This window comes from Kutzneria sp. 744, from assembly GCF_000568255.1.
GTDB lineage: Bacteria > Actinomycetota > Actinomycetes > Mycobacteriales > Pseudonocardiaceae > Kutzneria.
Genome location: NZ_KK037166.1, coordinates 8,268,023 through 8,287,238, shown reverse-complemented (window position 1 = coordinate 8,287,238; position 19,216 = coordinate 8,268,023). Strand labels below are relative to the sequence as shown.

The 19,216-nt window shown below is 70.6% G+C and carries 26 protein-coding genes and 2 pseudogenes; 12 read left to right on the top strand and 16 right to left on the bottom strand.

Going from position 1 to position 19,216, the window contains the following annotated elements:
• Positions 1-48: 48 nt before the first annotated feature.
• The 6 genes from KUTG_RS38220 to KUTG_RS59425 form a co-directional block, all read right to left on the bottom strand.
• Complete coding sequence (locus tag KUTG_RS38220; protein WP_157495064.1) at positions 49-543, bottom strand: hypothetical protein; 495 nt, start codon at positions 541-543, stop codon at positions 49-51.
• The gene (locus KUTG_RS38215) at positions 540-1,859 is read right to left on the bottom strand and encodes a DUF58 domain-containing protein (protein WP_052395871.1); all 1,320 of its coding nucleotides are present in this window, start codon (positions 1,857-1,859) and stop codon (positions 540-542) included. Before KUTG_RS38215 ends, KUTG_RS38220 begins: the two co-directional genes overlap by 4 nt.
• On the bottom strand, positions 1,856-2,626 hold the full coding sequence (locus tag KUTG_RS38210; RefSeq protein WP_084580271.1) for an AAA family ATPase: 771 nt from the start codon (positions 2,624-2,626) through the stop codon (positions 1,856-1,858). Before KUTG_RS38210 ends, KUTG_RS38215 begins: the two co-directional genes overlap by 4 nt.
• Positions 2,627-2,933: 307 nt before the next feature.
• Positions 2,934-3,395, bottom strand: a complete 462-nt coding sequence (locus tag KUTG_RS38205) for a hypothetical protein (protein ID WP_052395870.1) — start codon at positions 3,393-3,395, stop codon at positions 2,934-2,936.
• Positions 3,392-3,637, bottom strand: coding sequence for a DUF4129 domain-containing protein (locus KUTG_RS38200; RefSeq protein WP_084580269.1), 246 nt, complete (start codon positions 3,635-3,637; stop codon positions 3,392-3,394). Before KUTG_RS38200 ends, KUTG_RS38205 begins: the two co-directional genes overlap by 4 nt.
• Positions 3,622-4,059, bottom strand: a complete 438-nt coding sequence (locus KUTG_RS59425; RefSeq protein ID WP_157495063.1) for a hypothetical protein — start codon at positions 4,057-4,059, stop codon at positions 3,622-3,624. Before KUTG_RS59425 ends, KUTG_RS38200 begins: the two co-directional genes overlap by 16 nt.
• A gap of 34 nt (positions 4,060-4,093) precedes the next feature.
• Between KUTG_RS59425 and KUTG_RS38190 the strand changes: the two genes are divergently transcribed.
• The 3 genes from KUTG_RS38190 to KUTG_RS38180 are packed head-to-tail and all read left to right on the top strand — an operon-like array spanning position 4,094 to position 5,942.
• Positions 4,094-4,459: a DUF2203 domain-containing protein gene (locus tag KUTG_RS38190; RefSeq protein ID WP_043723896.1), complete on the top strand. Its 366-nt coding sequence runs from the start codon at positions 4,094-4,096 to the stop codon at positions 4,457-4,459.
• A gap of 25 nt (positions 4,460-4,484) precedes the next feature.
• Positions 4,485-5,036 (top strand): TetR family transcriptional regulator, encoded by a 552-nt coding sequence (locus KUTG_RS38185; RefSeq protein ID WP_043723890.1) that lies wholly within the window; start codon positions 4,485-4,487, stop codon positions 5,034-5,036.
• A 42-nt stretch (positions 5,037-5,078) separates the two neighbouring features.
• Positions 5,079-5,942, top strand: coding sequence for an ADP-ribosylglycohydrolase family protein (locus tag KUTG_RS38180; RefSeq protein ID WP_043723889.1), 864 nt, complete (start codon positions 5,079-5,081; stop codon positions 5,940-5,942).
• Positions 5,943-6,106: 164 nt separating this feature from the next.
• On the opposite strand, the gene KUTG_RS38175 is transcribed toward KUTG_RS38180, so the two are convergent.
• From KUTG_RS38175 to KUTG_RS38165, 3 genes are all read right to left on the bottom strand, one after another.
• A complete protein-coding gene (locus tag KUTG_RS38175) occupies positions 6,107-6,409 on the bottom strand; it encodes an ArsR/SmtB family transcription factor (RefSeq protein WP_232241187.1) in 303 nt (100 codons plus the stop codon).
• A gap of 4 nt (positions 6,410-6,413) precedes the next feature.
• A complete protein-coding gene (locus KUTG_RS38170) occupies positions 6,414-6,809 on the bottom strand; it encodes an SRPBCC domain-containing protein (protein ID WP_043723885.1) in 396 nt (131 codons plus the stop codon).
• 78 nt (positions 6,810-6,887) lie between these two features.
• A complete protein-coding gene (locus KUTG_RS38165) occupies positions 6,888-8,042 on the bottom strand; it encodes an FAD-dependent oxidoreductase (RefSeq protein WP_043723884.1) in 1,155 nt (384 codons plus the stop codon).
• Between the two features lie 111 nt (positions 8,043-8,153).
• Here KUTG_RS38165 and KUTG_RS38160 point away from each other — a divergent pair, with 111 nt between their 5' ends.
• Positions 8,154-8,744 (top strand): TetR/AcrR family transcriptional regulator, encoded by a 591-nt coding sequence (locus KUTG_RS38160; protein WP_043723882.1) that lies wholly within the window; start codon positions 8,154-8,156, stop codon positions 8,742-8,744.
• Here the strand turns inward: KUTG_RS38160 and KUTG_RS38155 are convergent.
• Positions 8,716-9,378: a DNA alkylation repair protein gene (locus KUTG_RS38155; RefSeq protein ID WP_043723880.1), complete on the bottom strand. Its 663-nt coding sequence runs from the start codon at positions 9,376-9,378 to the stop codon at positions 8,716-8,718. The two genes, KUTG_RS38160 and KUTG_RS38155, sit on opposite strands and share 29 nt — an antisense overlap.
• A 59-nt stretch (positions 9,379-9,437) precedes the next feature.
• On the bottom strand, positions 9,438-10,991 hold the full coding sequence (locus KUTG_RS38150; protein WP_043723877.1) for an esterase-like activity of phytase family protein: 1,554 nt from the start codon (positions 10,989-10,991) through the stop codon (positions 9,438-9,440).
• 101 nt (positions 10,992-11,092) lie between these two features.
• Between KUTG_RS38150 and KUTG_RS38145 the strand changes: the two genes are divergently transcribed.
• Together KUTG_RS38145 and KUTG_RS38140 are read left to right on the top strand one after the other, a co-directional pair.
• A complete protein-coding gene (locus tag KUTG_RS38145) occupies positions 11,093-11,509 on the top strand; it encodes a nitroreductase/quinone reductase family protein (protein ID WP_043723876.1) in 417 nt (138 codons plus the stop codon).
• A complete protein-coding gene (locus KUTG_RS38140; RefSeq protein ID WP_198047445.1) occupies positions 11,506-11,892 on the top strand; it encodes a VOC family protein in 387 nt (128 codons plus the stop codon). The genes KUTG_RS38145 and KUTG_RS38140 overlap by 4 nt, the downstream gene beginning before the upstream one ends.
• Positions 11,893-11,974: 82 nt before the next feature.
• Here the strand turns inward: KUTG_RS38140 and KUTG_RS66620 are convergent.
• From KUTG_RS66620 to KUTG_RS65435, 3 genes and pseudogenes are all read right to left on the bottom strand, one after another.
• Positions 11,975-12,052, bottom strand: a pseudogene (locus tag KUTG_RS66620) (GMC oxidoreductase); the annotation flags it as partial.
• Between the two features lie 422 nt (positions 12,053-12,474).
• Positions 12,475-12,600 (bottom strand): annotated as a pseudogene (locus tag KUTG_RS66615) (GMC family oxidoreductase N-terminal domain-containing protein); the annotation flags it as partial.
• Positions 12,601-12,786: 186 nt separating this feature from the next.
• Complete coding sequence (locus KUTG_RS65435) at positions 12,787-13,332, bottom strand: GMC family oxidoreductase N-terminal domain-containing protein (RefSeq protein WP_052395868.1); 546 nt, start codon at positions 13,330-13,332, stop codon at positions 12,787-12,789.
• Positions 13,333-13,502: 170 nt separating this feature from the next.
• Here KUTG_RS65435 and KUTG_RS38130 point away from each other — a divergent pair, with 170 nt between their 5' ends.
• The 5 genes from KUTG_RS38130 (at position 13,503) to KUTG_RS38115 (ending at position 16,566) form a co-directional block, all read left to right on the top strand.
• A complete protein-coding gene (locus KUTG_RS38130) occupies positions 13,503-14,345 on the top strand; it encodes a helix-turn-helix transcriptional regulator (protein ID WP_043723875.1) in 843 nt (280 codons plus the stop codon).
• Between the two features lie 26 nt (positions 14,346-14,371).
• Positions 14,372-14,671: an RGCVC family protein gene (locus KUTG_RS38125; RefSeq protein ID WP_043723872.1), complete on the top strand. Its 300-nt coding sequence runs from the start codon at positions 14,372-14,374 to the stop codon at positions 14,669-14,671.
• A gap of 136 nt (positions 14,672-14,807) precedes the next feature.
• Positions 14,808-15,842 (top strand): fatty acid desaturase family protein, encoded by a 1,035-nt coding sequence (locus KUTG_RS38120; RefSeq protein WP_043723871.1) that lies wholly within the window; start codon positions 14,808-14,810, stop codon positions 15,840-15,842.
• 20 nt (positions 15,843-15,862) lie between these two features.
• Positions 15,863-16,033 carry a hypothetical protein gene (locus tag KUTG_RS59405; protein ID WP_157495060.1) on the top strand — a complete coding sequence of 57 codons (171 nt, stop codon included), beginning with the start codon at positions 15,863-15,865 and terminating at the stop codon, positions 16,031-16,033.
• Positions 16,034-16,101: 68 nt separating this feature from the next.
• Positions 16,102-16,566: a DUF5994 family protein gene (locus tag KUTG_RS38115; RefSeq protein WP_043723868.1), complete on the top strand. Its 465-nt coding sequence runs from the start codon at positions 16,102-16,104 to the stop codon at positions 16,564-16,566.
• A gap of 231 nt (positions 16,567-16,797) precedes the next feature.
• Here the strand turns inward: KUTG_RS38115 and KUTG_RS38110 are convergent, their stop codons facing one another.
• Together KUTG_RS38110 and KUTG_RS38105 are read right to left on the bottom strand one after the other, a co-directional pair.
• On the bottom strand, positions 16,798-17,583 hold the full coding sequence (locus KUTG_RS38110; protein WP_043723865.1) for a PIG-L family deacetylase: 786 nt from the start codon (positions 17,581-17,583) through the stop codon (positions 16,798-16,800).
• Positions 17,583-18,491: a proteasome assembly chaperone family protein gene (locus KUTG_RS38105; RefSeq protein ID WP_043723862.1), complete on the bottom strand. Its 909-nt coding sequence runs from the start codon at positions 18,489-18,491 to the stop codon at positions 17,583-17,585. Before KUTG_RS38105 ends, KUTG_RS38110 begins: the two co-directional genes overlap by 1 nt.
• A gap of 128 nt (positions 18,492-18,619) precedes the next feature.
• Between KUTG_RS38105 and KUTG_RS38100 the strand changes: the two genes are divergently transcribed.
• On the top strand, positions 18,620-19,198 hold the full coding sequence (locus tag KUTG_RS38100; RefSeq protein WP_232241186.1) for a PadR family transcriptional regulator: 579 nt from the start codon (positions 18,620-18,622) through the stop codon (positions 19,196-19,198).
• Positions 19,199-19,216 lie beyond the last annotated feature (18 nt).

Below are 19,216 nucleotides of genomic sequence, written 5' to 3'. Positions count from 1 at the left end.
CACATTCTCGAAATATGGCGGTGAAATTAGTGTGACCGGCAGCACCTGTCAACGGCGCGGCAATGCCACCAGCGCGATCCCGGCGGCCGCGAGGAGGCCCGCCACCTCGACAATTGGGTCGATCCGGCCCGCCGGCAATACCAATGCCACGGCGGCCAGCGTCAGCACGGCGACCTGTATCAGCAGGTAGCGGCGCAATGGGCGGCGAAAAGCGGACAGGTGCAGCCGCGCGCCGATCGGCAGCACGCCGGCGATTCCGGCCAGCACGTGACCCATGTGCAACAGCGGAATCAATAGCAAGGCCGCGACGCTCACGGTGTTCCCATCCGTGAACGCGGTCGCCACCGCCGCGCCGCCGATGAGCACGGTCATGCCCGGCGAGCTCGGTATCGCCACCGTGACCGCGATGACCACGAGGAACACGATCATCAGCGGGAAGCCGAGCCCATGCAGTTCCAGCACGCCCAGCACGGCCAGGCCGACCACGGCGATCGCCGCCCGCAGCCACCACGCCGACAGCCCCGGCTTGAGTTCCATGGTCATCGGCGCACCCGCCGGAGCAAGTCGGCGATCGAGGCGCCGTCCGACCACGACATGACGGCCACGCCGCGATCCCGCAGGGCGGTCAGCCGGGCGCTGTGCTCCAGCAGCAACATCCGCCGCACGGCCTCGCCCCAGCGGTCGGTCTTGTCGGCGATCAGCTGCTGCGGCAACACATCCACTGCCAGCACGCGGTTGCCGCGTCGGGCGGCGTGCACGGCCACCTGCACGATGGCGTCGTCCAGGAACGGCGACAGCACCACAACCACCGCGCCGTGCGGCACCTGGTGCTCGTTCAGCACGGGCGACGCCGACCAGCCGGCCGCCGCCGCACACACCACGACCTGGTTGCGCAGCCGGAGAAGCTGCCGCCGGCCGACCCCGGGCTTCAGGCCCAGCTGCGGCCGGCCCAGGTCGACGAGGCCGACCCGGTCGCCCAGCCGCAGGTAGCTGGCCGCGAGCGAGACGGCGGCCCGCACGGAGGTGTCCATGCTGCCGCCGGGGCGGACCGTCGCGCCCATCAGCGAGACCGACCAGTCGGCCAGCTCCGGCACGACATCGGACCGGGTGTCCAGCGCCAGCACGATGTCCGCGTCGGCGGTGGCGTGCCGTTCGCGCACGTACAACTCGTTGTTGTTGCTGCGCAAGGAGATCCGCCAGTCGATGCCGCGCAGCCGGTCCCCCGGCTGGAACGGCCGGATGTCGCGCAGTTCGACGCCGTCACCGGGACGGCGGGAACGGTGCGCGCCGACCAGGCCGGCCGGTCGCGGCGGCAGTGGACCGACGGGCAGCTTGTCCAAGGGCGGCAACACGGTTCGGCTCATGTCGCTGCCGACCATGGGGCCGTGCACGACCATCCCTTCCGGGCCGGCCAGCAGGTGGTCGACCCGCACGTCCACGCCCTCGCCCCAGGCCTTGCGGCGCAGCGGGGCCGATATTCTCAGCACGGTCGCCGGCAGCAGGTGCACCCGCCCGGGGCCGCCGACTCCCTGGCTGGGCAACCGAATGGCCAGCAGTTCGGCGTTCTCGCTCGGCTCGATCTCCACGACGACCGACGGCGTGTCGGCGCTCTCGGCCGTGCGGGGCGGCGGCGTCACCTTGACCTTGGGCTCGCCCGCCGGCGGTGCAATCATGGCCAGCACTCCGGAGATCAGCAACGGGGCCCCGATCAGCACCAGCTCGACCAAGTGCATGATCACGCCGACGACGACCAGTCCCACGCCGAGCAGCAGGGCGCGGCGCAGGGTCTCGGTGCCGTGCCAGGTCTCGTTGCGGCCGCCGGCCAGTGCCGCGCGGATCCGCTCCGCACGGTTGCTCATCGGCTGCTCGCCGGGCCCGGTACCTTGCCCAGCAGCTCCGTCACCACCTGCACGCCGGTCAGGCCCGAGGTCCACGTCTCCGGGCGCAGCACGAGCCGATGGGCCAGCGCCGCCACCGCGCACTCCTTGACGTCCTCGGGAAGCACGTGGTCACGTCCGTCCACAACGGACAACGCACGGGCCACGAGCGTCAGTGCCAGGGAACCTCGTGGCGACGCGCCGACCTCGACCGCCGGGTGCGCGCGGGTGGCCGCGGCGAGATCCACGCAGTAGCGCAGGATGTCCTCGTCCACCGCGACCTTTTCCACCTCGGCCTGGAGCTCCGCCAGCCCGGCGGCGTCCACCACCGGCGCGACCTCGGTCTCCTCGCGCTGCCGGGCCAGCCGCCGGCGCAGCACCTCGATCTCCTCCTCGGCCGGCGGGTAGCCCACGTCCAGCCGCAGCAGGAACCGGTCGAGCTGGGCCTCCGGCAGCGGGTAGGTGCCCTCGTACTCCACGGGATTCGCGGTCGCCAGCACGTGGAACGGTCGGGGCAGAAGGAAAGTGCGGCCCTCGACCGTGACCTGCTTCTCCTGCATGGCTTCCAGCAGCGCCGACTGCGTCTTGGGCGGCGTGCGGTTGATCTCGTCGGCCAGCAGCAGCCCCGCGAACACCGGGCCCTGCCGGAAGGTGAAGTCCCTTGTGGACGGATCGTAGAGGAAGGACCCGGTGACGTCGGCCGGCAGCATGTCCGGCGTGTAATCTAGTGGCTTTAGCATTGCAGACACGGAGTTTGTGCCAGCTCCCGCCCTGCGGTGTCCTTAGTGCCTTCCACGCGATTGGGTAAGTATATTAGGGTTCGAGGCAAAATTGCCGGGACGACCTCTCTTAACAGAGGAGGTCCATTGCTTTTAAGCATATTAAAGAGAAATTCAAATGCGGAGGCAACAAATCATTCCACCTCTTCTGTCACCGAGTATTATGCAGCCTCGCATATATCAACCGACATCAGGTATTGAAGCAGGGTGCGCCGCGCGCCGACGACGACTTCTCCGACGGCGTCGAGCACCGACTCGCTCGCGGTGGCCACAGCGGTCATAGTTCCTCCAGGCGCTTCAACAGGTCCGCGAACCGCGCCGGGTTCGGCAGGGTCGCGGCGGGATGGGTGAGCAGCCGGTGCAGGTCGTCGCCGAGCAGCTCACGGGCCCGTGGGTCGTCGAGACCGATGTCCTCGCAGCCGGGTTGGCGGCGGATTCGGCCGAGGGCAAGGGATTGCAGCCGGGGGCGGACGCGGTTGGCGAACCGGATCGGGTCGCTCTCGGCGTCGGCCAGGCGGGCCCCGAGCGAGCTGGCGTGCGTGGCGATCGGGGCGGATCCGCCGGCCGGCAGCGGCTGCCAGCTCGGGTCCACCGGCGGCAGCAGGCGCGCGGCGAGGTAGGCCAGGCCGGAGACGGCCAGCGTGATCAGCACCGCCCACGGCACCAGCGGCACGCCGATCAACACGTACTGCACGACCAGCGCGACCAGTGCGGTCAGGCCGGTGACAAGCCAGATCAACGGGCGGCCTCCAGGTCGGCGACGATCCGGTCCAGCGCGTCGCCCGCCGCCTCGGCGTCCGCGTCGGTCACCCCTCCCGCGCGGCCGAACCGCGCGCGGCCGTAGAGGCGGCGGAGGTCGTCCAGCGCCTCGGGACTCACGGCATGGCCGGCCAGCACCGCGCCGACGAACTCGGTCGGTGTCTCGTGCGGCTGGCGTTCGGTGCCGGTCTCGGTGGCCGCAAAAATCAAAAAATCAACCACGCCGCCACCACCCGGTCCGACGGCGGACCGCCCTCGCGTCGGCGCAGCTGGACGACCGCCCGCCGGCCGGCCCGCAGCAGCAGGCCGAGCTGGCCGGCCCCGCCGTCGCCTTCGAGCTCACGGCCGTGCGGGGTGACCATCGCGCGCACCCGCCGGCGGCGGCGCACCAACGTGATCAGCGAGATCACCGCGGCCACGCCCAGCAACAGGCCGACCACGCCGAGCACGAGGACCAGGTAGGTCAGCGGACTCGCGCTCTGGTCGGGCTGTTCCGCCTTGGTCGGCGGCGGGACGTAGGTCGGCTCGGTGATGTGGCCCAGCTCCAGCGGCCGCAGCGTGAACGACACGGCTCCGCGCGCGGCGACCACTGCGAGCAGCAGCAGGGCCGCCAACGCCAGGATCCGGGGCGTGACACGCGACATGCTCGCAGAATGCACCATCTGACAGGCTGACGGCATGGGATTGTTCACGATCGTGCAGGCTCGTGACGAGCTGGCGCGCCTTATGCCCGTTCTGGACGAGCTCGTCGCGCTGCGGGCCGACGCCGCCGAGCTGGCGTCGTCGCTGCAGCCCGGCGGGCGCCCGACGGCGCTGGGCGGAATGCCCGAGTGGAAGGCGGCGCAGGCGCGGCTGGACGAGCTGATGACCGTGGTCCAGGACACCGGGGCCGTGCTCAAGGGCTTCGCGCCGCTGCTGGTCGACTTCCCGGCCGACCTCGACGGCGTGCCGGTGCTGCTGTGCTGGCTGGAGGGCGACCGCGAGCTGGCCTGGTACCACCGCGACGACCTGGGCTTCGCCGGCCGCCGCCGGCTTGGCAACTGAACGTTCACTCAATTATCCTGGGCGCATGCGGACCCGCGACCCCGAGGCCAAGCGGCAGGCGCTGCTCGACGCCGCCCTGACCGAGTTCGCCGCGCACGGCATCAGCGGCGCGCGGATGGACCAGGTCGCCAAGCGCGCCGGGTGCAGCGCCGGGCTCGCGTACACCTACTTCAAGGGCAAGGACGAGCTGTTCGACGCCGTCTACGAGCAGATCGTGCGGCACACCGTCAGCGAGGCGCCCATCGACGCCGAGGACCTGCCCGGCTACGCCGTGCGGCTCTACGACGCCAACGTGGCCAATCCCGAGGTCATGCGGCTGATCAACTGGTACCGCCTCGAACGGGGCGAGGCCACGCTGGCCACCCCGCTGGCCCTCGAATCCACGCAGCACAAGGTCGACGCCGTCCGCGCCGCCCAGGCCGCCGGCACGGTCTCCGACCGCTTCCGCGCCGAGGACCTCGTCGCCCTGGTCCAGCACACCGCCATGCTGTGGTTCGTCGACGACGCCGCCGCGCAGGACCGAGACCGCGTTCGTGCCACCATCGCCGAGGCCGTGCGGCGACTCGTCACACCGTGAAACCCGATTGCGTTGCCGCTGCGGGGTTGTGAGCATCGGCGGATGACCGTGTCGGACTCGCTGCGTGGCCTCGCCCTCGGCGACGCCTTCGGCGAACAGTGGTTCCTGTTCCCTTCGTCCGAAGTGGACGATGCGCTGGCCGCACGCCGGGTGGCGGGCGGAACCTGGCCATGGACCGACGACACCGCGATGGCCCGGGTCCTCGTGGCGCATCTGCACGCCCATGGCACGGTTGATCAGGACGCCCTGGCGATGGGCTTCGCCTTGGCGTATCAGGCCGATCCGAACCGCAGCTACGGCGGTTCCATGCACCGCGTGCTGTCGGCTTTCCTCGCCGGCGAGGACTGGCGGGCCGTGACGTCGAGCCAGTTCGACGGGCAGGGGTCGTGGGGCAACGGCGCCGCCATGCGGGTCGCGCCGCTCGGGGTCTGGTTCGCCGACGACCTGGACGCCGTCGTCGAGCAGGCTCGGCGGCAGGCGTTGGTCACCCACGCACACCCCGAAGCCGTGGCCGGGGCGATCGCCGTTGCCGTCGCGGCGGCGGCGAATTCTTTGTGCACCAGCGATTTGCTGGACGCTGTTCTCTCTCGGGTACCGGACGGCGAGGTGGCCACCGGGTTGCGACGGGCCACGCGGCTGCGGCCGGCGCTGGATCCCCGGCATGCCGCCGGCACCCTCGGTTGCGGCTACCGGATCTCCGCCGCCGACACCGTGCCGTTCGCCGTCTGGTGCGCCGCCCGGCATCCCGACGACCTCGTCGAGGCGTTGTGGGCCACCGCTTCGGCCGGCGGCGACGTCGACACCACGTGCGCCATCGTCGGCGGCATCGTCGCCGCCCGCACCGGCCTGTCCGGTGTGCCGACGGCGTGGTTGGCGTCGTGCGAACCTAGTGATATCGAGCCGTGAAGCCGTTGTGGGTCTCGGCGTAGCGGTCGACTGGCTCCGCAGCATGGCGGCGGCCTCCGGGCAGCGCCGCTCGAAGGCCGTCCAGCCGCCGAAGGTCAAGCTCGGCCGCCACCAGCACAGCCGGGTCGGATCATCGGGCGAGGGCCGGGCGCCGGCCGTCGTCGTCAGCCACCGGTGCTCTCGGCCGCCCGCTTGATCACGGCCAGGCGGCGGTCCCAGACCGAGGCCAGGCCGGCCAGGTAGCGGGAGGCGCCCTCCAGCGGGGCCGATTCGACCTGGTAGAGGACCTGTCGGCCGTCGCGGCGGGAGCTGACCAGGCCGGCCTGCTCCAGGACGAGCAGGTGCTTCATCACGGCCTGCCGGGACACCGGCAGCCGTGCGCCGAGGGTGGTCGCGCTGGCCTGCCCGAGCTCGGCCAGCACGTCGAGGAGCTGACGGCGGGTCGGGTCGGCCAGTGCGACGAGCACGGCGTCAACGCTCACATTCGGCCTTCGCCACGTCCAGCTGCATGCGCCATCCCTTGATGTTGCCCTCCCGGTGCTCGGCGGCGGAGAAGCCGCTCTCGACGACCTTCAGCGTGGTCGCCCCGTCGGCCTCGCTCAGCCAGAACTCCACGAGCGTCGTCGCCCGTTCGTTCCCGTCGTCCAGCCAACGGTACGACACGTAGCTGTGCGGCTCGGCCTTTTCCGTGCGGATCCTGAAGGTCCCGTACCGGGGGTCGACCACCACGTCAACGTCGTCGCTCTCGCGGCTGCGCGTCTGCCGGCTCCGGTCGCCGTCGCCGATCCACCAGCCGGCCTGGCTGACCAGCCCCCACACCCGCTCGGCCGGTGCGTTGATGACGATCTCGCGCTCGATGTCGTCCACGTTCTCTCCTCCTCGTGTGCTACCTCCAGGTTGCACCTCGATGAGCAAAAGTGCAACCCACGGGTTTCACCTGAGGGGTCAGACGGCCGGGTTGAGCATGCGGTCGTTGTACAGCTTGCGCATGTCGGTGGTGTTGACGTCGTCGTTGTCCATGAGGACGGACAGCTCGGCATCGGCCCGGGCGGCCGCCCCGCCGCGGGCCAGAATGACGGCCTCGTAGGCCCGAACGGCCTGGTCCAGGTCGTCGTGGGCGGCGACGGCGGCGGCCAGGTCGGAGCCGTCGATCAGGGCGAGATTGGCCCCGATGCCGTGCGGCGGCAGGAGATGGGCGGCGTCGCCGAGCAGGGTGACGCCGGGCACGTGCGCCCAGGAGTGACCGTCGGCGAAGGCGTGGATGGGGCGGTTGACGAAGCCGCCGTCGCTCTCCCGGATGAGGTCGAGCAGGCTCTCGTGCCAGCCCTCCAACCGACCGAGCACGTAGGCCCGCACGGCCTCGGTGTCGTCGAGGTCGACGCCGACGGCGACGTGCCAGTCGAGGGGAAGGTCCTCGAACATCGCGTACGCACGGACGTGGCCGTCGCTGTTGCGCTGCGCCCCCAGCATCACGGGACCTTCGGTGGCGACCATGCTGCCCGCGCCGATGAGCGTGGCCAGCGCGGGATGCCGGTTGTCGATGTCGTCGAAGTACGTCTCCAGCATCGACGTTCCCGTGTAGTCGGGCAGGGCAGCCGACACGGCCGGACGGACCCGCGACCAGGCCCCGTCGGCTCCGATCACGAGGTCGAACATTTCCGTTGTGCCGTCGGCAAAAAGCACCTGCGCTTTGCCGTTGTCCGTCGTCACGCCGGAGATCGGCCGTCCCCAGTGGACAGTGCCGGGCTTGAGCGAGTCCAGCAGCATCTGCCGGAGCTGGCCGCGGTCGATCTCGGGGGCGTAGTACTCGTCGTCGCCGGGCTGCTCGTGGTTGAACAGCTCGGCCGTGTCCGCCTTCAGCCAGCGCATTTCCTGCGCCTCGGGGCGGGCCAGGGCCCGGAACTGCTCGAACAGGCCGATCGCGCGCAACGCCGACTGTCCGCTCGGGGCGTGCAGGTCGAGCATGCCGCCCTGGGCGCGGGAGGTCGCGGAGACCTCACGTTCGAACACCGTCACCTCCTGGCCGTGGAACTGAAGGCCGCGAGCGGCCACCAGGCCGCCGGGACCAGCGCCGATGACGGCAATGCGGGGAGAGCTCATGGGTGGGTTCCTTTCGGGTCGGACCGACCCACCCAGAAAAGCATAGTGACTCAGAAAGTGCAACCACTCAACTTTTTGAGCGTTACACCTTTGTCGGGTAGTCTGCGAGCCGTGGAGGAACCGCTCGGGCGCCGTGAGCGCAAGAAGGCCCAGACCCGCAAGGCGCTGGCCGACGCCGCGATGGCCCTGTTCGTCGCCCACGGCTACGACAACGTGGGCGTCAAGCATGTCGCCGATGCCGCCGACGTCTCCGTGACCACGCTGTTCAAGTACTTCCCCAGCAAGGAGGCCCTGGTCTTCGATCTGGACAGCGACGTGGAGGCCGCCCTCGTGGCGTCCGTGCGCGACCGGAACGGCCTTTCCATCCCTCAGGCCCTGCGCGCCCACCTCGTGGATCGGGCCGCGGAGCAGCCCGAACACCCCAAGGAGATGGCCGACTTCCAGCGCCTCGTCGAGGCGACGCCCGTGCTGCGCGACTACGCCAGCCGCATGTGGCTGCGCCACGAGACCGCCCTGGCCCACGCCATCGCCGCCGAGACCGGGGCCCCCTCCGACGACGTCCGCTGCGCCGCCCTGGCCCGCTTCGCCCTCGAAGCCGTGCAGCTGGCCCACCGCTACCCCGACGAGGACACAGCGCTTTCCTCGATCTTCGACCTGCTGGAGAACGGCTGGTCTAGCCCTGGCGGCGCACCATCTCCGTGATCCACACCGGGGCGAACGGCGAGGTGCAGTTCGGCGGAGTCGGATAGTCCTTGAGCACCTCTAGGCGCTCGCCGATGTCGACGGCGCGGGCCCGGTGCTCGGGGTGCTCGATGCCGATCTGGGCCAGGCAGGTGTTCATCGCCCACTGGAGCCGCTCGGGGGCGTCCTTCATGCCGGCCTCGATGATGTCGAGCAGGCCGGCCAGGTCGAGCCCCTCGGGCTGCCGCACCACGCGTTCGGCGGTCAGGGCCCAGCCGGCGCCGGCGACGACGGGATCGGGATCCTCGAACCAGGCTTGGCGCACCGACTCGGCGTGCGGGCTCTTTTTCACCACGTAGCCGACGAGCCAGTCGATGACCTTGGGCCAGCGCGCTTCGCGCAGCATCGCGTCGAGGTCGTCACGGCCGAAAGCCTTGGGGCGACAGATCAACAGCGCCAGCAGCCGGGCCGCGGTGTCGCCGGTGGCCCAGAGCTCGACCGAGAGTTCCTGCTGGGTCTTGAGCCGCTTGGCCACCGCCCGCAGCCGGCCGAGGTTCACCCCGTGGTCGTCGCCGTGCTTCTCGTTGACCACACGGACCTCGGGGTCCTCCAGCGCGGCAAGCTCGGCCAGCAACTCGGCCACGGTCTCGGTCACGTCGCCAGCCTACGGATACCGTCGCTGCCCGCAACCGGCGAGCAGCGACGGCACAGCGTCTAGCGAACGGTGATCGTCACCGTCACGGTCGTGGTCTTCGCCGGCAGCTTGTCGGTGTCGATGGCCAGGAACTCGCCGTCGTCCTGCACGCCGGCGGGGGTCGTCTTGGCGTGGAGCTGGAACGGCGGCGCGGTGTTGGCGACGCCGTCGATGCCGAAGTCGCTGTCGTTGCTGACGACGAGGGTGCGGCCGTGGTCGGGGGTGGCGACGCCCTCCACCTTGTCGTGGCCGAAGAAAGCGCCGGTGGGGTCGAGGCTGGTGACCAGCGCGCCGAAGTCGAGGGAGAGAGACTTGGCGACGGGCGTGATCCCGACCGTGGCCAGGTCGGCCGTGGCGGTCTTGGTGTCGTCGGTGCCGACGTAGGCATCGATGGTGGCCTTGTTCGGGCCGACCAGCAGACCGCCCTTGGTGCCGTCGTAGCCGGCGGCACGGGGGCCGACGTCGGTGGCGCCGGTGAGGTCGATCTTGAAAAGCTTCTTGTACGCCCCGGGCTCCACCTTGCCGTCCCGCTCGTCCACGAGGAACGTGGTGTCGGACAGGGCGGTGATCTCGCTGACCGCGCCGGAATTCGTCTTCGGGTCGTCCAACAGGTACAGGAACTCGTGCGTGGCCCGGGTGCGCAGATCATAGGTGACGATGCGCAATGTGGTGACGTTGCTGGGCTTCTTGGTCAGGTCGGGCTGCTGGAGGGCGGACTGCATGATGCCGACCAGGGTGCGGCCGTCGGGGGTGACGGTCAGGCCCTCCATGCCCTTGTTCGGCACGCGGTTGGCCAGCTCGGCCGGCAGCGAGCCGTCGAACGGCGAAAGCCGTTGCAGCGCACGGCCGTTGCGGTCGAAGTGGGTGACGAACGGGCCGTACTCGTCGGACACCCAGAAGGTGCCGTCGGGCAGGGCGACCAAGCCCTCGGAGTCGTACCCGTTGGGGTCGGCGGACAGCGGGTTGCCATTCAGGTCGACGATGGTCTCGCCGGTGTCGGCGGCGATGTTGACCCGCCCCGAGTACGGGGTGCCGCCCTTGGCGCGCAACGGGATCGACCGCTCCAGCACGGCCTTCCCGTTCACCAGGCGGAACTTGCCGATGGCCGGGTCGAACGACGGCAGCGGCTCGATCTTCTCGCCGTTGGGGCCGTCGACGTTGGGGCCACGGTCGGTGAGGCCGTAGTACTCGTCGCAGCTGCCGGGCGCCGGGGCCAGCGAGGAGCCGTAGGCACCGGCGGTGATCGGCACGCCGCCGACCACGCCTAACGGCGGCAGGTGCGTGTCGTACAGCCGCACCGCGTCGGTCTCGGTGTAGGAGAAGGAATCCGTGCCGGTGAAGCCGGCGGCCGGCGTGTAGCGCAGCGTGCCGTCCTGGTCACGGACAACAGAGCCGTGTGCGGGGGCGGTGTGCGACACCACGGTTTGTCTGGCCGACACGGTCACGGGCTGGCCGCGATGTGTGCGGTAGCCGGGGTCGGTGCTGGCGTCGGCGACGCCAGTGGCCAGCATGCCCGTAGCGACCAGGTTCAGGGCGACGACGCCGGCAGTGGCGGCGATCCGATTGCGATTCACCGCAGGAGTGTCGTCACGACAAGTGGACACCGCGCGACCGCCGGGCGACGCGCCGGTGAACAAACGTGGCCCAAGCGGCGGTCACGCGGTAGACAACAGGAATGTCGGAACAGCAGGACTTCAACCAGACGGTGATCGAGGAGTTCCGGGCCAACGGGGGCCGGGTCGGCGGCCGGCTCGACGGCGTCGATCTGGTGCTGGTGACCCACACCGGCGCTCGGACCGGTCGGGCGCTGACCACGCCGCTCGGCCACGTCGTCGACGGGGACGACCTGGTGGTCGTCGCCGCCAACCGGGGCAGCGCCACCCACCCGTCCTGGTACCACAACATGGTCGCCAATCCTGACGTCACGGTCGAGGTCGGATCCGCCACGTACCAGGCGAAAGCGATCGTCGCGACCGGTGACGAGCGGGCCCGGCTGTGGGACAGGATCGCCGCGCTGAAGCCGTTCCTGCTCGATTTCCAGGACAAGGCCGGCCCGCGTGAGATCCCCCTCGTCGTGCTCCGCCGCGCGTGATCGGCCGCCTGCACCACGTCGAACTCTGGGTTCCCGACCTGCCCCGGGCCATCCGGAGCTGGGGCTGGCTACTCGGTGAACTGGGCTACGAGCAGTTCCAGGACTGGCCGCACGGCCGCAGCTGGCGCCTCGGCGAGACCTACCTCGTGGTCGAGCAGTCCCCCGCGCTGACCGCCGCCGAGCACGACCGCCGACGGCCCGGCCTCAACCACCTCGCCTTCCACGTCGGCGACCGGCTCGACGCGCTGGTCGAAGCCGCCCCGGCGCACGGATGGACCCTGCTGTTCGCGGATCGGCACCCGTACGCCGGCGGCCCTCAGCACCACGCCGGCTACCTGGCCGACGAGGACGGCTTCGAGGTGGAGCTGGTCAGCGGCCAGTAATGCGGCCCAGCAACAGATCCGACGCCCGCTCCGCGATGGCCAGCACGGTGGCGTTGGTCGGGGCGCTGATGACCGTCGGCATCACGGAGGCGTCGGCGATGCGGAGACCATCGACGCCCCGCACCCGCAGCTCACCGTCCACAACGGACCCGATGGCGCAGGTGCCGACGGCGTGGAAGAAGGTTTCGGTGCTGAGCCTGAGGAACTCGGTGTCCCGATAGGACGTCCCGGCAACGCCTCGGCCTCGCGGGCGATGCGCAGCGCGGCGAGCATGCCGTCGACGTCACGGGGATCGTCCAGCAGCCCGGGATCCACCGACGGGGCCACCGCCCGTTCGGCCGACACGAGGGAAACGCTGCCCCGGCTGTACAGGCGGAGATAGGAGAAGACGATGGTGTAGCCGTCGGCCGGGCCGATCAGAGGTGGCCGCACGAAAGGAATGTCGAGGAACATCAGCAGCACGTCGGGCGCGGCGAGGTCGGGCGTGGAGCGCAACGCGGCGATCACGTCGCCGTGGTTGTTCGGGCCCTCGGGAAGTGGTTTGCCGGACTCGAAAACGACGCCGCTCAAGGGATGGTCCTGGAGGTTCTGGCCGACGGCCGGCAGTTTCACCCGGGTGTTGATGCCGACCGCGCCCTGCGCGGCCGGATCGCCGATACCTGACAGCATCAGCAGGTGCGGCGAGCCGATGGCGCCGGCGGCCAGCACCACCGACTTCTCGGCCTAGGCGGCGACGACCTCGCCTTCGTAGCGGTATTCGACGCCGTCGCAGTGACCGCCCCGCACCGCGAGCTTCGTCACCAGGGCGTCGGTGATCACCCTGAGGTTGGGCCCGCCAGCGCACGGGCCGCAGATAGGCGTCGGCGGCGGTCTGCCGAGCACCGTCCACAATGGTCATCTCCTGCCAGGCGACGCCCTCCTGCTCGACGCCGTTGTGGTCAGGGTTAACCGGAAACCCCCGTTCCAGCGCGGCTTCCATGTTGCCTCGGCGAACACGCTGCGCTGCGGCGGCGGCCCGACCCGCATGGGCCCGCTACTGCCGCGGTAGGCGGGGTCACGATCGGCGTGGGCGGTCTCGCTGCGCTTGAAGTACGGCAGCAGATCGTGGTAGCCCCAACCGGGCACGCCCCAGGCGTCATAACTGGACCGGTGGGCCCGGCTGTGCGCCATGGCGTTGATGCAGCTGCACCCGCCGAGCAGCCGGGCCCTCGGGTACGGCAGTTCGGCGCCGAGCAGAGCCGGCTGCGGAACGGTCCGAAAACCCCAGGTCGCGAGGCTGTCCAGCAGCGTGGGCCAGGCCGGCGGCACGGAGACGGCGAGCGGAGCCGTGGCCGAGCCGGCCTCCAGCAGCAGGACGGTGGTGGACGGGTCCTCACTCAGCCGGGCCGCGAGCACCGAGCCCGCGGTGCCGCCGCCCACGACCACAAAGTCGTACTTCATGGCTCGAAATCAACCATGTCCGAACCGGTGGGAAACGGCTCAGCCAGGCCCGGTGATTCCTAGGATGAGCGCCGCCGACCGAAGGGGCAGCGGTGCCGGGATCGGCGGTCCGGCTCCGGTTGCGGACACGCAGACCTGCCGTAACCTCCATACAGGGAGCGGAAGGACCGGTGTCGCATGGCGGCTCCGAACTCGGCGATTTCCTGAGGACGAGGCGGGCCCGCGTCGACGTCGCCCGGGTCGGCCTGCCGCCGACGGCCCGGCGTCGGGTTCCGGGCCTGCGCCGCGAGGAGGTCGCCGCGCTCGCCGGCCTCAACGCCGACTACTACGCCCGCCTGGAACAGGGCCGTCAGGTGCGGGCGTCCAACGAGGTTCCCGAAGCGCTGGCCCGGGTTTTCGACCTGGACGCCGCCGAGCGGTCCTACCTGCGGCAGCTCAGCAGCCCACGATCCCCCGCGGCGTCGGGGGGAGCCTGCGGGATCAGCCCCGCCGTCCGCGGCCTGTTGGACGAACTCGGCGCCGTGCCGTCGATCCTGATCGGTCCGCACACCGAGGTGCTCGCGGCCAACCGCATCGCCCGCCTGGTGTTCGCCGACTTCCACGCCATGCCCGCCCGGGAGCGGAACGTGGTGCGCTGGCTGCTGTTCGACCAGGACGCCCGCGCCCTGCACGACGACTGGCCCGGCATCATCGAGGAGATGATCGGCATGCTGCGCCTGCAGCTCGGCCGTCACCCCGCCGACCCGCGGTCCCGGCGCATGGTGGCGGAGCTGTCGGCCGAGAGCCCGCTGTTCTGTCGCGTGTGGACGGACCACCGGGTGGAGGCGACGGCGCGGTCGACCAAGCGGCTGTTCCACCCGACGGCCGGCGAGCTGAACTTCCACGTCGGCCAACTGGCCGTGATGGGCGGGGGCGGCCAGCACCTGTTCACCTTCGTGCCCAGGGCCGGCACCGGCACGGCCGAGGCCATCGCCGCCCTCAACGCCGGGCTCCACGACACCCGCGAGGTGTAGTGTCAGCTCTACCGGGAGCATTTCGCGTGTCGGCAGTCAGGCCGACGCCGTCCCCGGCGCACCCCCAGGTCGGTCGCGGCGCGGCCGAGGGCGAGGAGACCGACATGTCGTCGGGTCCGACCATGACCATCCACTTCAGACAGTTGACGCGGCCGGACGAGGCGCGGTGGCGGCTGATCCCCGCGGAAGCGGCGGCCGAGACCGTCGAGGGCAGCTGCGCGGTGTGCCCCCATCCGGCCGACGCGCACGACGAGATCGGCGTCCGGTTCTGCGCCGCGACGGCCGCCGGCAAGTTCGAGCGCGGATGCGTCTGCCCCACCCGCTGACCACCGCCGGAACCTCCTGGCGCCGCTCAGCGTTGTCGGGTGGACGGTGACCACACCCGTTCGTCGCGCGTGCCGGTCACGCCGACGGTCGCGGGGCGAGGCGTCACCGGCCGGCCAGCACGAGCATCGGACATCCATGACGTCGACCGACCCCGGACCGGCTGCCACGCGACGCGGCACCGAATTCGCCGACCTGACCCGCGTGATCAAGCAGCACGGCCTGCTCGACCGCAGGCGCCGCAGCTACGCCGCCAAGTTCGCGGTCAACGCGATCCTGCTGGTCGGCGGGTGGACGGCGTTCTTCGTGCTAGGGTCCTCGTGGTGGCAGGTCGCCACGGCGGTGTTCCTCGCGCTGGTGCACACCCAGCTCGCGTTCATCGGCCACGACGCCGGCCACAAGCAGATCTTCGCCAGCAGGCGGGGCAACGACATCGTCGGCCACGTGCATGCCGGCCTGGTCGGCATGAGCTACGGCTGGTGGATCGGCAAGCACAACCGCCACCACGCCAATCCCAACCACGAGGACGAAGACCCGGACATCCAGATCTCGGTGCTGGCCTTCACCAGCGACCAGGCCGCCGCCAAACGGGGCGTGCTGCGCTGGCTGACCCGGTATCAGGCCGCGCTGTTCTTCCCGCTGTTGCTGGCGGAGGGGGTGGCCCTGCACGTCTCCGGCGTCAAGGCCGTGCTGCGGCGCGAGGTCAAGGCGGTGCGGCTGGAGGGGGCGCTGCTGGCGGCGCACGTCGTCGGCTACCTGGCGGCGGTGTTCTGGGTGCTGTCCCCGGTGCAGGCGCTGGTGTTCATCGCGGTGCACCAGGGACTGTGGGGTGTCTACATGGGATGCTCGTTCGCCCCCAACCACAAGGGCATGCCGACCGTGTCGGCCGGGCAGCGGCTGGACTTCCTGCGCAAGCAGGTGCTGACCTCCCGCAACGTGCGCGGCGGTTGGGTCGTCGACTTCCTGCTGGGCGGGCTGAACTACCAGATCGAGCACCACCTGTTCCCCAACATGCCGAGGTTCAACCTGCGCCGGGCCCAACCGCTCGTGCAGCAGTTCTGCGCCCACAACGGCATTCCGTACAGCCAGACCAGCGCGCTGGGCTCCTACCGCCAGGTGCTGAGTCATCTCCACGCCATCGGCGCGCCACTGCGCCAAGCGAAAGGACACTGATCACCATTCAGACCACCGACGTGACGGACCGGCACCCCGAGGTGTCCGCCCTCCACTTCAGCCACCCCACCCCGGGCGCGCCGCTCATGCCGACCGACGCGCACCCCTGCGCCCCGGTGCAGTTTCTCGCGCCGGCCGATGACGACGTGGCGACGACCGCGCCGCGGCCTCGGGGTGGACAGGCGGGGTAGCTTGAGGATGGCGCCGTTCTCGCGGCCGCCAGCATCGGTCGCCGGCCGGCCGAGTCAGGAGGACCGACATGACGTCGGGCCCGCACTCCCGCTCGAATCCCGCGCCATCGCTGCGATTGCGGCTCAAACCCAAGGGACCGGTGACCGGCTACGTCGACGGCGGCTGGTGGCCGCACAGCCGTGACCTGAGCGCCGAACTCCCCGAACTGGCCGCGGTGCTGTCGGTCCGGCTGGGGCCGATCCAGCGGATCTCCTACGCGATGGACACGTGGGAGACGGCGCCGAGCCGGGTCGATGTCGACGGACGGCACGTCCGCATGGAGGGATTCCGTTCCCAGGACCGCGACACCGTCGCGGTGACCGGGTTGAACGGGCAGCGCATCAGCCTGCTGGTCGTGCCGCCGGACGCCGGCGACACCGCCGGGCACGACGCGATGATGGCGGCGGCGCACCGGGACAACGCCGACAGCCCGTCGTCGATTCTGCGCGGCGCACGCGTTCGCCGTGGCGCCGCGACAAGCTCAACACCCTGAACTTGGCTGATTGCGTCCAGCCAGGACGGGAGCGCCGGCACAACGTCGAGCCGGCCGTGTGTTCGACTCCCCGCGGTCTCGTGACCGCTGGGCCGCCCCGGCTGACCGCATCCGTGCGACGAAGCCGATGGCGCCCACCGTGGGAAACGCCGAACCCGGCCGGCTCGGACCGGACTCCCGTACCGGGCCGGTGGCGGACACAACCGTCACCGGCCCTCCCTGTCTCCGGCGTCAGTCCAGGCCGGCCAGCAGATCCGTCTCGGTGATGCCCGGGCCCTGGCCCTCGCGGATGAACCACTCGGTGCCGAAGGTCTCGGCGAAGTGCTCCTCGGACATGGCCAGGAACGGCGATTCCTCGGAGATCTGGCTGACGTGGGCCCGCATCGCGGCGCGCTTGGCCTCGGCGTAGCGGGTGACGTCGACCCGGGCCGTCAACTCGGCCGCCGGCTTGCCGAACTCGTGGCCGTCGAAGTCGGGGATCTTGGCGCCGGTCTCCTCGGCGTAACGCCGCCACCGCGCGTAGGACTCCTCGCGGTTGGACGTGTGCTGGTAGACCCGGGGCGTGCCGGCGATCTCGGCGGCCCGCCGGCCGACACGGTGCACCTGGATGTGGTCGGGGTGCCCGTAGCCGCCGTTGTCGTCGTCGAAGGTGATGATGTCGGCGTTCTCCTCGACGAGGATCGCGGCCAGCTTGCGCGCGGCCTCCTCGACCGAGGCGTTCCAGAAGGCCTCGGGGGCGGAGTTCTGCTCCCAGCCCATCATCCCGGAGTCGTGGTATCCCAGGAACTCCAGCCGCTTCACGCCGAGAACGTCGGCGGCCGCCTGGGTTTCCGCGGCCCGCCGCTCGACGAGGGTCTCCCCCTCGGCCAGCAGGCCCTCGGGGATCTCGCCGAGTTCGCCGCCGGTCGCGACGACGAGCACCACCCGGTGCCCCTCGTCCGCGGCCTTGCGCATGGTGCCGCCCACGGTGATCGATTCGTCGTCGGGGTGGGCCTGGAAGGTGACGAAGGTAGCCATCAGTCGTTCGGCCTCTGCTCGGCGAGGAACTGCTCGAACTGGTCGCCCAGCTCGTCAGCGGTCGGCATCTGCTCCAGCACGTCGCTGAGCAGGCTCGGCTTGCCCGCGGCCTCGGCGAAGGTGTCGTACTGCCGTTCCAGCGCGTGCACCACGTCGGCGACCTCGGCCGACTCGCTCACCTGGCGGTCGATCTCCACCGCCGCGCGGCGGGCGGACTCCCGCAGCGAGTCGTCGGGCAGGTCCAGCCCGGTGGCCTTGACGATGGCGTCCAGCAGCGTGACGGCCGCGGTCGGGTAGGCGGTCTGGGCCAGGTAGTGCGGCACGTGCGCGGCGTAGCCCACGGCGTCGCGGTCGGCCTCGCCCAGGCGGAACTCCAGCAGGGCGGTGATGCTGGCCGGCACCTGGAGCGTGTTGGGCATCTGCTGGTGGTCGCCGACCAGCTCGGGCCGCGTGGCATGCGCGGTGACGCCCAGCGCCCGCGTGTGCGGGGCGCCCATGGGGATGCCGTGGAAGCTGGCCACCAGCCGCACGCCCCAGCGGTCCATCAGCGCCTTCACGGCGGCGATGAACAGCTCCCACTCGTGGTCCGGCTCCGGGCCGTTGAGGATGAGGAACGGCGTGCCGGCGGTGTCGTGCAGCAGGCGCACGTCCAGCGTGGGAGTCTGGTAGCTCTCCCAGCGGTCGGTGCTGTACGTCATGATCGGCCGCCGCGACCGGTAGTCGATCAGGCGGTCCACGTCGAAGGTCGCCACCACCCGGTTCTCGAACCGCTCCAGCAGGTGTTCGACCACCAGCTTGCCGGCGCTGCCCGCGTCGACAAAGCCGTCGAAGTTCACCAGGAGCACCGATCCGTCCAGGTCGGGTGTGTCCGAGTCGACCTCGACCAGGTCCTCCGGATCCCGTGCCACCGCTACCTCCCACACCAGCCGTACAGAGCCCTGTAGTTGTACAACGTGCGACCGGGCCGAATTCATCCCCGCCGGTCAGCTATAGTCAACGCTTGAACAATCAAAGCTAGGTCACCTGAGGGGACGACGTGAAGCTGACCCCGCTGGCCATGGCGGTGTTGGAGCTCCTGCTCGAGAAGCCGATGCATCCGTACGAGATGGCCCAGGTGATGCGGGCCCGGCACATCGAGGCCAAGGCCAACGTGAAACCCGGGTCGCTGTACCACGCGGTGGAGCGGCTGGAGTCGCACGGCCACATCGAGGTCGTGGACACGCAGCGGGAGGGCCGTCGGCCGGAGCGGACCGTCTACGGGGTGACCGAGGCCGGCAGGGACGCGTTCGTGGCGCGGGCCAAGGCGATGCTCGGCGCGGTCGCGCCGGAGTACCCCGAGTACGCCAGCGGGCTGTCCGCGCTCAACGAGCTCGACCGCGAGGACTCGCTGGCCGAGCTGCGCACCCGTGCGCTGAAACTGCAGGCCGAGGCGGCCGCGGACCGGGTCATCATGGACAGCCTCGAAGCCAAGCCGCTGCCGCTCGTGTACTGGCTGGACGTGCGGTTCATGGCCGCCCGGCGGGAGTTCGAGCTGGCCTGGACCAAGCAACTGATCGAGGACATCACCACCGGCCGGGTCGAATGGGTGCCCGCCGAGAGCGAGGACGAGGCGTGAGCGAGCCTGCGAGCGAGC